The sequence below is a fragment of the Rhizobium mesoamericanum STM3625 genome, from assembly GCF_000312665.1.
Lineage (GTDB): Bacteria > Pseudomonadota > Alphaproteobacteria > Rhizobiales > Rhizobiaceae > Rhizobium > Rhizobium mesoamericanum.
Genome location: NZ_HF536772.1, coordinates 1,495,228 through 1,508,167, shown reverse-complemented (window position 1 = coordinate 1,508,167; position 12,940 = coordinate 1,495,228). Strand labels below are relative to the sequence as shown.

13 protein-coding genes are annotated in these 12,940 nt (G+C 59.4%); 1 reads left to right on the top strand and 12 read right to left on the bottom strand.

Translation table 11 applies throughout. The annotated features are described in order from the left end of the window. Positions 1 to 170: 170 nt before the first annotated feature. The 11 genes from fliF to BN77_RS07265 all read right to left on the bottom strand — a co-directional run bounded on the left by fliF (position 171) and on the right by BN77_RS07265 (position 10,374). The gene (fliF, locus tag BN77_RS07315; RefSeq protein WP_040676850.1) at positions 171 to 1,862 is read right to left on the bottom strand and encodes a flagellar basal-body MS-ring/collar protein FliF; all 1,692 of its coding nucleotides are present in this window, start codon (positions 1,860 to 1,862) and stop codon (positions 171 to 173) included. Between the two features lie 106 nt (positions 1,863 to 1,968). Next, positions 1,969 to 2,361, bottom strand: a complete 393-nt coding sequence (gene cheT / locus BN77_RS07310) for a chemotaxis protein CheT (RefSeq protein WP_007530060.1) — start codon at positions 2,359 to 2,361, stop codon at positions 1,969 to 1,971. A 17-nt stretch (positions 2,362 to 2,378) separates the two neighbouring features. Next, positions 2,379 to 2,933: a chemoreceptor glutamine deamidase CheD gene (gene cheD, locus BN77_RS07305; RefSeq protein WP_007530059.1), complete on the bottom strand. Its 555-nt coding sequence runs from the start codon at positions 2,931 to 2,933 to the stop codon at positions 2,379 to 2,381. After that, positions 2,930 to 3,319: a response regulator gene (locus BN77_RS07300; RefSeq protein ID WP_007530058.1), complete on the bottom strand. Its 390-nt coding sequence runs from the start codon at positions 3,317 to 3,319 to the stop codon at positions 2,930 to 2,932. The genes cheD and BN77_RS07300 overlap by 4 nt, the downstream gene beginning before the upstream one ends. Next, complete coding sequence (cheB, locus tag BN77_RS07295) at positions 3,319 to 4,362, bottom strand: protein-glutamate O-methylesterase CheB (protein ID WP_007530057.1); 1,044 nt, start codon at positions 4,360 to 4,362, stop codon at positions 3,319 to 3,321. The genes BN77_RS07300 and cheB overlap by 1 nt, the downstream gene beginning before the upstream one ends. Then, positions 4,359 to 5,270 carry a protein-glutamate O-methyltransferase CheR gene (gene cheR / locus BN77_RS07290; protein ID WP_007530056.1) on the bottom strand — a complete coding sequence of 304 codons (912 nt, stop codon included), beginning with the start codon at positions 5,268 to 5,270 and terminating at the stop codon, positions 4,359 to 4,361. The genes cheB and cheR overlap by 4 nt, the downstream gene beginning before the upstream one ends. After that, entirely contained in the window at positions 5,267 to 5,734 is a 468-nt protein-coding gene (locus tag BN77_RS07285) for a chemotaxis protein CheW (protein ID WP_007530055.1), read from the bottom strand. Before BN77_RS07285 ends, cheR begins: the two co-directional genes overlap by 4 nt. 4 nt (positions 5,735 to 5,738) lie before the next feature. After that, positions 5,739 to 8,021 (bottom strand): chemotaxis protein CheA, encoded by a 2,283-nt coding sequence (locus BN77_RS07280; protein ID WP_007530054.1) that lies wholly within the window; start codon positions 8,019 to 8,021, stop codon positions 5,739 to 5,741. Between the two features lie 17 nt (positions 8,022 to 8,038). Beyond that, positions 8,039 to 8,404 carry a chemotaxis response regulator CheY1 gene (gene cheY1, locus BN77_RS07275; protein WP_007530053.1) on the bottom strand — a complete coding sequence of 122 codons (366 nt, stop codon included), beginning with the start codon at positions 8,402 to 8,404 and terminating at the stop codon, positions 8,039 to 8,041. Then, positions 8,401 to 8,697, bottom strand: a complete 297-nt coding sequence (locus BN77_RS07270; RefSeq protein WP_007530052.1) for an STAS domain-containing protein — start codon at positions 8,695 to 8,697, stop codon at positions 8,401 to 8,403. Before BN77_RS07270 ends, cheY1 begins: the two co-directional genes overlap by 4 nt. Positions 8,698 to 8,760: 63 nt before the next feature. Next, a complete protein-coding gene (locus BN77_RS07265; protein WP_007530051.1) occupies positions 8,761 to 10,374 on the bottom strand; it encodes a globin-coupled sensor protein in 1,614 nt (537 codons plus the stop codon). A 639-nt stretch (positions 10,375 to 11,013) separates the two neighbouring features. Here BN77_RS07265 and BN77_RS07260 point away from each other — a divergent pair. Beyond that, complete coding sequence (locus BN77_RS07260) at positions 11,014 to 12,435, top strand: glycosyltransferase family 39 protein (RefSeq protein WP_007530050.1); 1,422 nt, start codon at positions 11,014 to 11,016, stop codon at positions 12,433 to 12,435. A 4-nt stretch (positions 12,436 to 12,439) separates the two neighbouring features. Here the strand turns inward: BN77_RS07260 and BN77_RS34680 are convergent, their stop codons facing one another. Next, positions 12,440 to 12,745 (bottom strand): helix-turn-helix domain-containing protein, encoded by a 306-nt coding sequence (locus BN77_RS34680; RefSeq protein ID WP_007530049.1) that lies wholly within the window; start codon positions 12,743 to 12,745, stop codon positions 12,440 to 12,442. Between the last annotated feature and the right edge of the window lie 195 nt (positions 12,746 to 12,940).

The window sequence follows — 12,940 nt, the reverse complement described above, 5'->3', positions numbered from 1 at the left end:
GATTCGGCGAATTCTGACAACACGATTCGCGTAAAACGCGAGCAATTATCGAGCTCGTGTCAAGCCTATCCTCAGAAATCTTCACGCACACACCCCAGCCCTGTCAAAACGCGCCGGGATTGCGTTCTTGCATGCAGACAAAGGAAAAGGCCGGTCGCCCGGCCTTTTTATTATGCGGCGTTGTCGACCGCCCATTTTCTGAGGATTTTCGCTGCTCGTTCCTCGTTGATCTCGACCATTCGCGCCAGCTTGCGTTCCGGGCCTTCCTTGACGCGACGATTGAAGTTGCCGTCGTCGTCGCCGAGGCTGAGTAGATCCTCGGTGCTGTCGAAACCGAAGTCCGAACCGAAACCATCCATGAGTGCGCCGCCTGCGCCCACGCCTCCCGCCGGAGCAAAGTCCGGAAGTTCGAGGCCGGCGCTTTCCGGCGAGGTATCGCCGAGGACCGCCGCGCCATTGCCGGTCACGCTGCGGATCATCGGGCGAACACCCATCCAGACGACCAGGAAGGCGACTGCGACAAAGGCGAGCGAGTTGATGATGCCCGCGAGGTTGCGGCTTAGCATATCCATGACGCGGACGCCGCTGCCGGTCTCCTCGAGAAGCTGGTTCTCCAGGAAGTCCATAGCCGTGACGGTCACGACGTCGCCACGGTTGGCGCTGATGCCGGCGGCCGATGCCACGATCTTCTGCATCTCAGCGAGATAGGCGTCGACCTTTGCCTGGTCGGCTGGTTCGCCGACCATCTGGGCAATACGGCCCTTGTTGACGACGACGGCGACAGAGAGTTTTTCGATCTTGTAGCTGTTGCGTGTTGTCGCGGTCGTCTTGCTGTTGATTTCGTAGTTGGTCTGTTCTTCTTTCTTGTCTGATTTGTCTTGCGATTCCGGACCGGTGGCGCCGCCGGACTCGGGCGCTGCCTGTGGGATGTTCTGTTCGACGGTGGTGGCGTTGTCGGATTGCTTCTGCTGCGACTGAGAGGCTTCCTTGGTCGTGCGGACAGAGCGCTCGACCTTCGATTCCGGATCGTAGGTCGTCTCCTGGATCTGCTGGCTGTCGGTGTTCAGTTCCGCCGTGACGCTGGAGCGGAAGTTATCCATGCCGAGGAATGGTGCGAGCGCCTTGTCGATATTGGTTTCAACTTCGCCCTGAACGTTCTGAACGATGTTCAGGGAACGGTTCAACGAACTGTTGCTGGCTTCGTCACCGGAAGCGAGCAGCTGCCCGGCCGAATCGAGGATCGTCACATCACCGACGTCGAGGCCGGGAACTGCCGACGCGACGAGGTGGCGGATCGATGTCGCGGCGTTGCGGCCGGCAGCGGCACTTGCGCGGATCATGACGGAAGCGGTCGGCTTCTGTTCGGCTTTGCGGAAATTACCGACTTCGGGCATGACGATGTGGACGCGTGCAGCGGTGATACCCGAGATCGACTGGATCGTGCGGCCAATTTCGCCTTCGAGCGCTCGAACCCGCGTGACCTCCTGCATGAACGAGGTCAGGCCAAGGGAGCCGACGTTGTCGAAAAGTTCATAGCCTGCGTTGGCGCTGTTCGGGAGACCGCGTTCGGCAAGCAGGAGACGCGCCTTGCCCGTCATGCCAGCGGGAACGGTAATGCTGGTCCCGTCTGTTCCCACCTGGAAGCCGATATTCGCTTCGGCAAGCGCTATGCTGATTTGGTTTAGATCAGGCGTATCGAGCCCGACATAGAGCGTTTCCTGCGCCGGCTTGTTGACCAAAAAGGCCGCTCCCAGGATGAGCGCGACGGAAACGACGCCCACGCCGGCCAGCATCAGCAGGCGATTCCGCCCTAGCGAACTGAAGTTCTTAAAGACTTGAACTAATTGATTTAACAGATTCATTCTGTTCTCGCACGACCGTCACAGACAAAACGGGCTTATTGCCTCATTTCGACGATAGATGCCGAAACTTGTGCGAGCGTTTCGTGGAGGTGCGAGTAAAGGCGGATCAGAAGAAGTCGAAGTCTCCGGCTGCCTTCGACAAAGGCTGCACATTGCTATGGTATGTAGCACCACCCAGCGCCCGCTGCATTTCGCTGAGTTTCACCAGGCTCAACGCCGTTGCAACATCGACTGCCCAATCCTGCGGGATTTCTCCGGTAATCGTGTCGATGAACTCGGCAAGACCGCGTGTCTTCTGCACGGCGAGATCAATCCCCTGCATCACTTTCATGCTTTCTGGCGAGTTCAGCAGTTCGGCACCGCCCCCCACTTCGAGGAGCTGCGGCTCGATCCGCTCGAGCAAATAGGCGACGTCATGCAATTCCGAAACGATACGCGTCAGGACATCAGGCAGGGCTTCAACGGGCGACGGCTGCTGTGTCATTGCATTCACGGTCATCAATAAGGTCCTCGCCCTCAGAAGAATTCGATGCTGGTTTCGACGGGTTTTTGCGGAGCCGCCGGACGCTGCTCAAGCGCAACAGTTCTCTGCGTTTCCGCACCGGTCAACGGGTACTGCCGAGCGCGCCCGGAAACCGGCCAGTATTCGAGCTTGCGCCCGTGATCACCACCTGTGCTTGAGCCGACGAGGGGAATACCTTCATCCTTCAGGAACTGCGCAGCGAAAGCGGCGTTCTGTTCGCCGACATTCGAGAATGTCGAGATCGTCTTCGCTCCGCCGAAGATCTTGGCCTCCAAGCGGTCGCGGCGCGCGCCCTGCTTGAGGAGCCCGTTGATAAGCAATTCCATCAGATGGACGCCGTAACGCGTGGCGTCTGCGCCCGTCATCGGCGTGTTTCCGGTTCCCGGCAGGAGGAAGTGATTCATTCCTCCAACGCCCGCCACGGGATCTCGCAGGCATGCAGCCACACACGATCCAAGGATGGTCGTCAGAACCGCATTCGGATCATTCAGGACCTTCCATTCGCCCTGGATGATATTGACGCGGCGGGCTGCAACGTCGAGATTCATTTCAATGCTCCAAATACGGCTTCGATAGCCGCCTTCATCTTCTCGATCGTGAAGGGCTTGGCGAGAACGTTGTTGGCACCAAGCTGTGCGGCCTTCGTGACCAGTGCGCGGTCGCCCTGCGCCGTGAGGATGATGAAAGCCGCCTTCTTCGTCGCCGGGTTGGCGCGAACAGCCTGAAGGAAGCCGAGGCCATCCATCTTCGGCATGTTGAAGTCGGAAATCACGAGGTGATGCGGCTGCTGCGTCATGATCTTCAAGCCCTGCTCGCCGTCACCGGCAGCTGTAATTTGCTTGAAGCCGAGCTGGGTCAGTGCGTCGCTAAGCAGCAAACGGCTGGTGACCTGATCGTCGACGATCAGAACTTTGATTTTCTCTGCGATAGACATTAGTCCGTTCCTTCCTTTCGGGCGGCTGTCATTTTTAGAATTTCTTCGCCGATGGCGTTGAGGGGCAGTTGCTGCTCGACGGCACCGAGTTCGTAGGCGACCCGTGGCATTCCATAGACCACTGAAGTCTTTTCATTTTGACCAAGGGTCCGGGCGCCGGCATGACGCATCTTCAGGAGACCCGCGGCTCCGTCGCGCCCCATGCCGGTCAGGATTACGCCAACCGCGTTGCGACCGGCCAGCTCGGCCACCGAGTCGAACAGCACATCGACGGATGGCCGGTGACCGTTCACCGGATCGCGTTCGATAAGGCGGCAGCAAGGCGCATGCGCGCTGGTAACCTGCAGATGGCGCTCGCCGCCTGGTGCGAGATAGATCTTACCAATCTCGAGGCGTGCGCCGTCCGTCGCCTCCTGCACGACGGGCGCACAGAGCCGGTTGAGGCGTTCCGCGAAGCTCTTGGTAAAGGTCGGCGGCATATGCTGCGTGATAACAGTCGGCGGGCAGTTTGCCGGAAACTTCTGGAGCACCGCAATCAATGCCTCGACGCCGCCGGTCGACGAACCTATAGCGACGATCTTGCGTCCGACGCGGAAGTCGGCCACCGCCGGTGGCGGAGCGGCCGGCGCCGGCTGCGTGTACTGGCGGCGCTGTGAACGGGCGGCCGCCTTCACCTTCTCGGCCAGATCGCCGAAGGGACGCGCATCGCCCGGAAGCGGCTTGCCGACGCAGTCGAATGCGCCGATTTCAAGCGCTGCGAGCGAGGCATCGGCGCCGCGATGGGTCAGTGTCGAGACCATGATGACAGGCATGGGGCGCAGCCGCATGATCTTCTCGAGAAAATCGAGGCCGTTCATATTTGGCATCTCGATATCGAGCGTCACGACATCAGGGTTCAACTTCTTGATCGCCTCGCGCGCCTCAAGCGCGTCGCCTGCCTGACCGATGACGTTGACCTCGGGATCGGCGCTCAGCACAGCCGTGATCAGGCCGCGCATGGTGGCGGAGTCATCGACGACGAGAACTTTAGCTGGTGCGCTCATGCCTTCCTCCCTACGCCCTTGCACGTATAGCGGTAGGTCGTGATTCCGACATTGTCGAAAACATGCTTGGCGTCACCGGAGACGCGTTCGGAATGACCGATGTAGAGGTGGCCACCTTCCGGCATCAACTCCGCAAAACGCGACCAAATCTTCATCTGCGTCGGCTCATCGAAGTAGATCACCACATTCCGACAGAAGATGACGTCGAACTTGCCCTTGAACGGCCACTGCGCCATCAGGTTCAGCTCGTTGTAGGTGATCAGACGCTTGACGCGATCATCGACCTGGAACTTACGCCGTCCCTGAGCTTCGACCTCGCTGAACCATTGCTTGCGCATGGCGGGCGAGACAGTTTCAAGCGCATTTTCGTCATAGGCGCCCGCGCGGGCAATCGCCAGGATCTTCGGATCGATATCGGTTGCCAGAATCTTGAAGTCGTAGTCGGCGATATTAGGCATCATCGACAGAACGGTGAGCGCGATCGAATAGGGCTCCTGGCCATCCGAGGAGGCGGCCGACCAGATGCGGACCCGACCGCCAGTCTTCGCGCGATGCAGCAATTCCGGCAGCACATGGTCACGCAGGTGCTCGAAATGGTGGTTCTCGCGGAAGAAACGCGTAAAGTTAGTCGTCAAATGCGACAGCATCTCACGGCGAGGCGCGGCACCGGCCGGCGAGGAGACGAGCGCACAATATTCCCGAAATCCCGACAGGCCGAGGTTGCGTATATGCTTCGACAGACGCGAGTAAACCAACGACGCCTTGGTCTCGTTCAGGAAGATGCCTGCATCCGAATAGATCATCGCGGCGATTTCCGTAAGGTCGCGGCGCGTCAGCGGATACTCTCCGCTCGCCAGCACCTCCTCGGGGCTTCCCTGCCGCATGTCTTTTGCACTCAGGACATTCATGCAGCTTCGCTTTCGGTTTCGGGGAAAATGGCTTCAAGTTCGAGCAGGCAGATCATGCGCTTGTCGATCGCCAGGATACTGCGGGCGAACTGACGCTGCAGTTCGGAGGCTATTTCCGGCGTCGGTTGCACATTGTCTTCGGTGACAGTCAGAATGTCGGACACAGCATCGACCAGCAGGCCGACGATTTTCTGGTAGACCTGCGCCACGATAATCACGTGGCGCTGCGAGGGCACTGCCGGCTTCATGCCGAGACGGGCCGACAGGTCAATGATCGGCAGCACTGCACCGCGCAAGTTGATGACACCCTTCATGTAGGACGGCGAGCGAGGTATCGCCGTTGCGGGCGTCCAGCCACGAATCTCGCGAACCGACATGATATTTACGCAAAACTCCTGATCCCCGACGCGGAACGCGATCAACTCGCGGTCCCCCTCGTTCAGATTTTTTACGGCATATGACATAGTCCTATCCTACCGCTGCCAGCGATACGTCCTGCTTCAGCGTCTGACCACGCGAAGCGCCGACAACGGCATCGACGTCCAGAATGAGCGCCACGCGGCCATCGCCGAGGATAGTTGCGGCAGCGATGCCCGGAACGTGGGTGTAATTCGCCTCGAGGCTCTTGATGACGACCTGGCGTTGGCCCTGGATCGCGTCGACCATGAGGGCACGCTGTCCGCCACCTTCCGATTCCACCAGAAGAGCAACGCCTTCAACGGGGTTCGCCTGGGTTGCGCGGAAGTTCAGGATCCGGCCGACGTCCACCAGCGGGCAGAAGCTGTTGCGGATCGAGATCAGGCGGTGGTTTGCGCCGAATGAGTGGATCGCCGAGGCTTCCGGCTGCAGAGTTTCGACGATCGCCGTCAGCGGCACCACCAGCGTTTGGCCGGCAACCGTGACGACCATGCCGTCTAGGACGGCGAGCGTCAGCGGCAGGCTCATCGTGAAGACGGATCCCTGGCCCGGCTTGGAGGTGATGTTGATGCGACCGCCGAGCGCCTGGATCGAGCGCTTGACGACGTCCATGCCGACACCGCGGCCGGAGATGTCGGAAATCTTATCAGCCGTGGAGAAGCCCGGCAGGAAGATCAGGTTGTCGATTTCCTCGTCCGTCAGGTTGGCATCGGCCGGGATCAACTCGTTGGCGATCGCCTTCTGCTTCACCTTCTCGCGGTTGATGCCCGCGCCATCGTCCGCGAGCTCGATGAGGATGCGGCCCGAGCGGTGCTTCGCCGTCAGGCGAACCGTACCCTCGACGTTCTTGCCGTTGGCGGCGCGCTTCTCTGGCGTCTCAATGCCGTGGTCGACGGCATTGCGGATCATGTGCGTCAGAGGCTCGGCCAGCTTGTCGATGACCGTCTTGTCGACTTCGGTGTTCTCGCCTTCGGTTATCAGGCGGATCGTCTTGCCGGTCATGTCGGCGATTTCGCGAACGATACGCGACATGCGCTGGAAGACCGGCTTTACCGGCTGAGCGCGGATCGCCATGACCGAATCCTGGATCTCGCGGGTGAGCTGCTGCAGCTCCTCAAGACCCATATTGATCGACGACGTGCCGGTCGTATCGTTTTCGATAACGCTCTGTGACAGCATCGCCTGGTTGATAACAAGCTCGCCGACGAGGTTGATCAGGCGATCAACGCGGTCGAGATCGACGCGGATTGTCTGGCCGGCGGCGGCATTGTTCTGCGCGGCGGCAGCCGCAGTCGCAGCAGCAGCAGCGGCAGCAGATTCCTTCTTCTCGACGCGGGCAGCGGCGGCAGCCATCTGTGTGACGTTGGAAGCCGTCTCGGCAGCGGCAACGGCGGCGGCGGCATCGGATTTCGGCTGAGAGGCCTGCGCTTCGGCAGCACCCTCATCGAGGATGGAGAGGTCGAAGGGAACCGGAATCATCGGCAATTCTTCGGCCTCGACGGCGGCCGCCCGTGCCTCGACGGCTGCGATTTGCAGATCGCAATCCCACTCGGCGAATTCGAAGACGGTGCGGATCGCGTCTTCGCCCTTGTCCGTCTTGAGCGTCACGTTCCAGTAGAAATAGGCCGCTTCCGGATCGAGGTCATCGAGACCGGGCAGCGCATCCATGTTGCAATAGCAGCTCATCTCGCCGAGACGGGAGAGGTCGCGCAGCAGCAGGGTTGCATCATTGCCCTTGGAATAGAGGTCCGAACGGGGCTTGAAGGTGATTTCGTAGGCTGGCAGATCGGAGCTGCCTTCTTCCTCGCCCCCGAAGTCATCGAAAGAGAAGGGTATCGGCTGGAAGCCGCTGTCATCAGTCGGCTTCGGCGCTGGGGCTGCGGCAGTCGGTGCGGTAACGGGCGCCGGCTTCGCTGCCGGAGCTTCCACGGCTGCGGACGGCGTAGGCAGTTCGCCGTTGGCGAGCGCTTCCAATTCCTTCACCAGGCCGCGGCTGCGGCTTTCATCGACGCTGCCGCCGTCGCGGGCGGCATTGGTGAGATCGGCCAGCACGTCTGCTGACTTCAGCATGACCTTCAGGACGTCCTGTGTCGGCTCAAGCTTGTTGGAACGAACGCAATCAAGTGTGGTCTCGAAGACATGCGCGAAAGCGACCAGATCATCCAGACCGAAGGCGCCAGCACCACCCTTGATCGAATGGACAGCACGGAACACTGCGTTGACGGTTTCCGGATCGCGATCGCCATCATTCATTTTCAGAAGACCGGATTCCAGTTCAGCGAGCTGCTCCTCGCACTCCTGGAAAAAGATCTCTTTGATTTCGTTCATATCCATAGGAGAAAATCCTGGGTTTAAGCGGTTACGCGCTCAATGGCATCGATCAGCTTGGCAGGGTCGAATGGCTTGACGATCCAGCCGGTGGCGCCGGCCTGACGCGCGCGGTTCTTTTTTTCCGCATCGCTCTCGGTCGTCAGAACCAGGATCGGGATCGCGCGATACTTATCGTTGCGGCGTACTCCCTCGATGAAGCCGAAACCGTCGAGGCGCGGCATGTTGATGTCGGTGACGATGACATCAGGATTGGACTCTTCCAAAACCTCGAGGCCCTCGACGCCGTCTTCCGCCTGAATCGTCTCGAAGCCGGCATTGTTGAGGGTTACGAGAAGCATGTTCCTGATGGTCCGTGAATCATCCACGGTAAGCACTTTTTTCTTCATTGCCGGTTCTCCTTGGAGAGCAGATGGTGGATGTCGACACCAATCAGCTGCATGGTTTTCTGAAATGCGTCCGAAACCTTGCTGAAGCTGAATGCGAACTTGTCCTGATCCCATGTCTTGGCGGCAGACATGAGAACCTGAGCGCTCAGCGCGCCGACGCGTTCGACGGCAGAGGCGTCAATCGCCAAATCGGCGCCGCGCAACGACGCAAGCTTGTCGCGAAGCGCGGTCGCTTCATTCAGATCAAGCACCGCTGAAAGGTTCAGCGTCTTTCCAGTTTTTCTTGCCGCCATCAGGTCTTCCTTGTCTCCTGGTTCCCACTCAACAAACGTGAGCGGCACTCACATACTGGTCTGTTAGTAAACAATCCGCCCTCCCACCGAAGCGACCGGCTGCGCGAATCCGAAATCCTCGTCTTCGGCCACGACATCGGCAGTCTGCTTGCCATCGATCACAAAGGCCGATAGCGGCGCGCGGCGCGCGGGCTCGGCGTTCTGGCGGGCAATGCGAAATTCGCGAATCGTCTGGCCGAGTTCGACTATAACCGTGTGCAGGTAGTCCGCTCCTTCAGCGGAACGCGCGGCCGAAGCCGCGTTCTCGGTCATCTGCACGCCAAGCCCTTTTACCTCGGCCGTCACGAGGTCCATGTTCGCAGCGTGCTCGCTTGCCTGAGTTGCGACAACGGCGATCGCGGTGTTGATTTCGCTGACCTGGCGGACGATGTTGCCGATCGAATCCTGAGTGCGTCCGACCATTTGGACGCCTGCGTCTACTTGCGATTTGGTGGTGCTAACAAGCGTCTTGATCTCGCGCGCGGCGTCCGCCGAGCGCTGTGCCAAAGCCCGCACTTCCTGCGCGACGACAGCAAATCCGCGCCCGGAATCACCTGCTCGGGCAGCCTCGATACCGGCATTGAGTGCCAATAGATTGGTCTGGAAGGCGATCTCGTCGATTGCCCCGATAATCTGGCCGATTCTCTCGGCGGACTGCTCGATATCGGACATGGCAGCGATCGCGCGTCCGACGAGCTCGCCGCTTTCTTCGGCTGCCGTGCGCGTCGATGCCGCGGCCTGCTCGGCCGCACGGCTGCCCGTGGCACCGTGGCGGACGCTTTGCGAGAGGTCGGCAAGGACGGCGGCAGAGGAGAGCAACTGCAGGGCATGAGCGGATGCATTTCCGGCGAACTGCTTGGAGGCATCGCCCAGCGTTTGCACGGACGTTCCCGCAACCGCGGTCCTTTCGGCGATTGCCTGAAACTCGGACTGGACGGCATCCAGCGCGCCGTTGAGCGCCAACGCGATGTCCCGATGGGCGCCGTCTTCCTCGACGACTGCTCGAACCGTCAAATCACGGGCAGCAAGGCTATTGATCACATCGGCGAAAACGCGAGCAATTTCGGCTTTGTCACTGTTGCGTTGGTCGGCGAGCGCGCGCTGCTGGGTCGCCCGCAGGGCGTTAAAACGGAGGGAAACGGCAATCTCGACATCCACCATCACGAGGCGAATGATTGCCGACATGAGGTCAGAGATTTCCTTGGCGCGACGACGGCTGCTCGGCAGGAAGGAACGGCCGGCCAGCTCGGTTGCAAGGCCAGCGATGACATGCTCGAGAACAACGCCATGGCCAGCAACGTGCCAGCGCGGGTCAAGGCCCATTTTGCTCTCGGAATCGGACAGAACCTTCACGCGCTCGGCATAAAGGCTATCGAAACGAGCATCCGTCAAAACGTCCCAGTGCGAGGCCTGCAGGTCGTGGAGCCGCTCAACCTGGCGCTCACTTTCAAAATTCCGTGCGGCGTCGGGAAAGGACTGAAACCGCTGGAAGAGATCACGCAGGCCGGCCGTCAGGTGTTGCTGAAGATCGACGCGATGGCGCCGGACAAGATCACAGTGTTCGGCATCGAGACCGGCAAAGCGCAGTCGGTCACGCAAGCTTCCTGCCTGCGCTCCTCGTGCCTGATCTGATGGCATTTCCTGCCCCAACGCCTGCCCCCAACCACATGCCGGGCACGAGGCCCGTCACTAATCTGTTGCCCCGAGCGGCAGGTAGGTTGCTGACAGGTGGCTTGCCTCCGGCGGCCGCCGGCGGCCTGAAGCCTCCCGATCAGTAGATTCTGCTTCGGAGCTGCTTGAAGAGATGGATTCCGGATTGACCGGTACGGCGGTGCGGCGTCATGCCTAGTGGGAACGAGTGAATTTTCCCATTCCGACGTTTCATGCAATGTTTATGGTTAATTCCTTGCCTGAAGGTTAATGCGCATTTTATGAATGCCGACTTTCCAGCAGGCCCGAATAACCATCTACGAATTACTGGGCTTGCGTTGCATCGCTGCTACAAGTCCGGCGCAAGCTTTGTGCTATACGCCCAGACATAATCGTGACATGACGTCAGAAGGATTGGGCAATGATTGTTCTCGGATTGGGGTCTTGCTTCCTCGCAATTGCTGTTCTTGCAGCCGTTGCGCTGCTGGACCGCATTGAATCGACCCGTGGTCAGATTGCCATGCGCGTCCTTTGAATTTCCATAACTAGGCGGTAACAGAGCTCATGCGCTGGCGCGTTGGCATTTGACTCTACGCCAGCGTTTGTGTTCAGCGGGTTTTCTTGCTCATGACTGCCAGACTTGGCCTCTTCATCATCCTTGGCGTGACGCTCTGGCGGATCGTTACCCTTCATTTCGACACAACCGATCTGTTCGTCGACGAGGCGCAATACTGGTTCTGGTCTCAAAATCTCGATTTTGGTTACTATTCAAAGCCGCCGATGATCGCCTGGGTGATACGAGCGGTGACCGAGCTCGCGGGATCTACGGCGATCTATTGGATTAGGGTTAGTGGACCGCTGATCCATATGGCGACTGCCATCATGCTGATGAGGACGGCCAGGCGTTTTGTCGGACCCAAGATCGAAGGGTGGACCGGCGCGACCTTCATCACTTTGCCGGGCGTTGCGCTATCGTCGGTGTTCTTTTCGACCGATGTCGTGCTTCTCTTTTTCCTGACTGTCGCCTTTTGGGCCTATTTCGGCCTGATTGAGAAGCGTTCCGCTGGTTTAGCCATCCTCTTGGGATTCGCCTTCGGCTGCGCGTTCCTGTCGAAATACGCGATCCTGTTCGTTGTGCCGGGCGGCTTGATCGCGCTTATTCTGCTGCCGAGCGCGCGCATAGCTTGGCGCGATTTTTTCGTATCCGTCATCGTTGCGCTTGCTGTCGCTGCTCCAAACCTTTGGTGGAACCTCACGCATGACCGCACAACGGTCCGTCACACCACCAATATCGCGCACTGGAGCAAGCTGCGCATCGACGTTGCCGGAGGCCTGGAATTCTTCTTGGCACAATTCGGCGTCGTTGGACCAATCGTGTTCTTCGCGATGCTTTGGGCCGTCGCGCGTGCTTTGAAGGGGAAAAGCGACCGTCGGGAAACGATGCTGATCTGGCTGTCTATTCCCGTCGTTCTCATGATCACACTTCAGGCGCTGGTCGCAAAAGCCTATGCCAACTGGGGCGTGACGGCCTATATCGCGGGGACGATCCTTGCCGTGTGGCTGCTTGATCGCCTCTGGCCCAAAGGCTTGCGCGTTTCGCTTGTTATAAATGGTACGGCCAGCCTCCTGTTTCCTCTTGCAGCGGTCTTTGCGCACCAGCTGGTGCTGCCGAACGGCAGCGAGGTCATGAAGCGCTATCTCGGCCGCAGTGCTATCAGCCGCGAGGCTGGTGAGCTGGCGCGGCAAACGGCCAGTTCGATCATTGTCAGCGACAGCCGTGATCTCCTTGCGGACATGTTCCATACACTGCGAAACGATCCGGTCCGCATCTATGCGAAGCCGCCTGTCGGCGCACCGGATAATTATTACGAGCAGACCTTTGCCCTGCCGGGCGATGTTGCTGAGAGGGTCCTTTTCGTGACGACGCATTCGGTGGACTGCGCGCAACCGCCCGAGCTAGTACGGAGCTGGCAGCCGACGGAAGGCTATTATCGCGGTAAAACGATCTTTGCTTACAGGATTTTGCCGACCTGCCTTGCCGGCAACTAGACCGTCACCTTCGGCTGGAAGTGAGCCCAAGACACGTTCCCGTCCCCTCGACGTCCACAAACACGACGCCACCTTTTTCGAAGGCGAGACGCAACTGCGCTTCGGTTGCACGATGTATTTCGTGGTGCTTTCCTTCAAAGTCGCGGATAGTACTGCGTGACACGGCCGCATGCTCTGCAAGGTCGAGCTGCGTCCAGTCAAGCAACCCGCGAGCCGCCCGGCACAATGCCGGGGTGAGAATTGTGTCCCTTGTGCCTTGACCCATCATGCCAGACTGACCATATTGGTTGATATAAGCCATATATGTCATGTTTTAGACGGGATTTCCAGTTCGGGAGGTGACATGAAAGAGGTCGCCTCTGGAGAGAACGGATCACTGAGATGCAGGTGATGATCGAGGGACAGTCATACTTCCAGCCTTTCGGCTTACCTTATTGGGGTTTCGAAGATCTCAACAAGGGAGTTGGAAGCATGACTGCCTCTTATGAATACCATATCGGCGTGG

Coding starts and splice junctions, on each gene's coding strand:
- BN77_RS07260 (WP_007530050.1), top strand. CDS start 11,014: ATGACTGCCAGACTTGGCCTCTTCATCATCCTTGGCGTGACGCTCTGG.
- cheY1 (WP_007530053.1), bottom strand. CDS start 8,404: ATGAAGAAAAAAGTGCTTACCGTGGATGATTCACGGACCATCAGGAAC.
- cheD (WP_007530059.1), bottom strand. CDS start 2,933: ATGAATCTCGACGTTGCAGCCCGCCGCGTCAATATCATCCAGGGCGAA.
- BN77_RS34680 (WP_007530049.1), bottom strand. CDS start 12,745: ATGACATATATGGCTTATATCAACCAATATGGTCAGTCTGGCATGATG.
- BN77_RS07285 (WP_007530055.1), bottom strand. CDS start 5,734: ATGTCATATGCCGTAAAAAATCTGAACGAGGGGGACCGCGAGTTGATC.
- BN77_RS07265 (WP_007530051.1), bottom strand. CDS start 10,374: ATGCCATCAGATCAGGCACGAGGAGCGCAGGCAGGAAGCTTGCGTGAC.
- cheT (WP_007530060.1), bottom strand. CDS start 2,361: ATGACCGTGAATGCAATGACACAGCAGCCGTCGCCCGTTGAAGCCCTG.
- BN77_RS07280 (WP_007530054.1), bottom strand. CDS start 8,021: ATGGATATGAACGAAATCAAAGAGATCTTTTTCCAGGAGTGCGAGGAG.
- cheB (WP_007530057.1), bottom strand. CDS start 4,362: ATGAGCGCACCAGCTAAAGTTCTCGTCGTCGATGACTCCGCCACCATG.
- cheR (WP_007530056.1), bottom strand. CDS start 5,270: ATGAATGTCCTGAGTGCAAAAGACATGCGGCAGGGAAGCCCCGAGGAG.
- fliF (WP_040676850.1), bottom strand. CDS start 1,862: ATGAATCTGTTAAATCAATTAGTTCAAGTCTTTAAGAACTTCAGTTCG.
- BN77_RS07270 (WP_007530052.1), bottom strand. CDS start 8,697: ATGGCGGCAAGAAAAACTGGAAAGACGCTGAACCTTTCAGCGGTGCTT.
- BN77_RS07300 (WP_007530058.1), bottom strand. CDS start 3,319: ATGTCTATCGCAGAGAAAATCAAAGTTCTGATCGTCGACGATCAGGTC.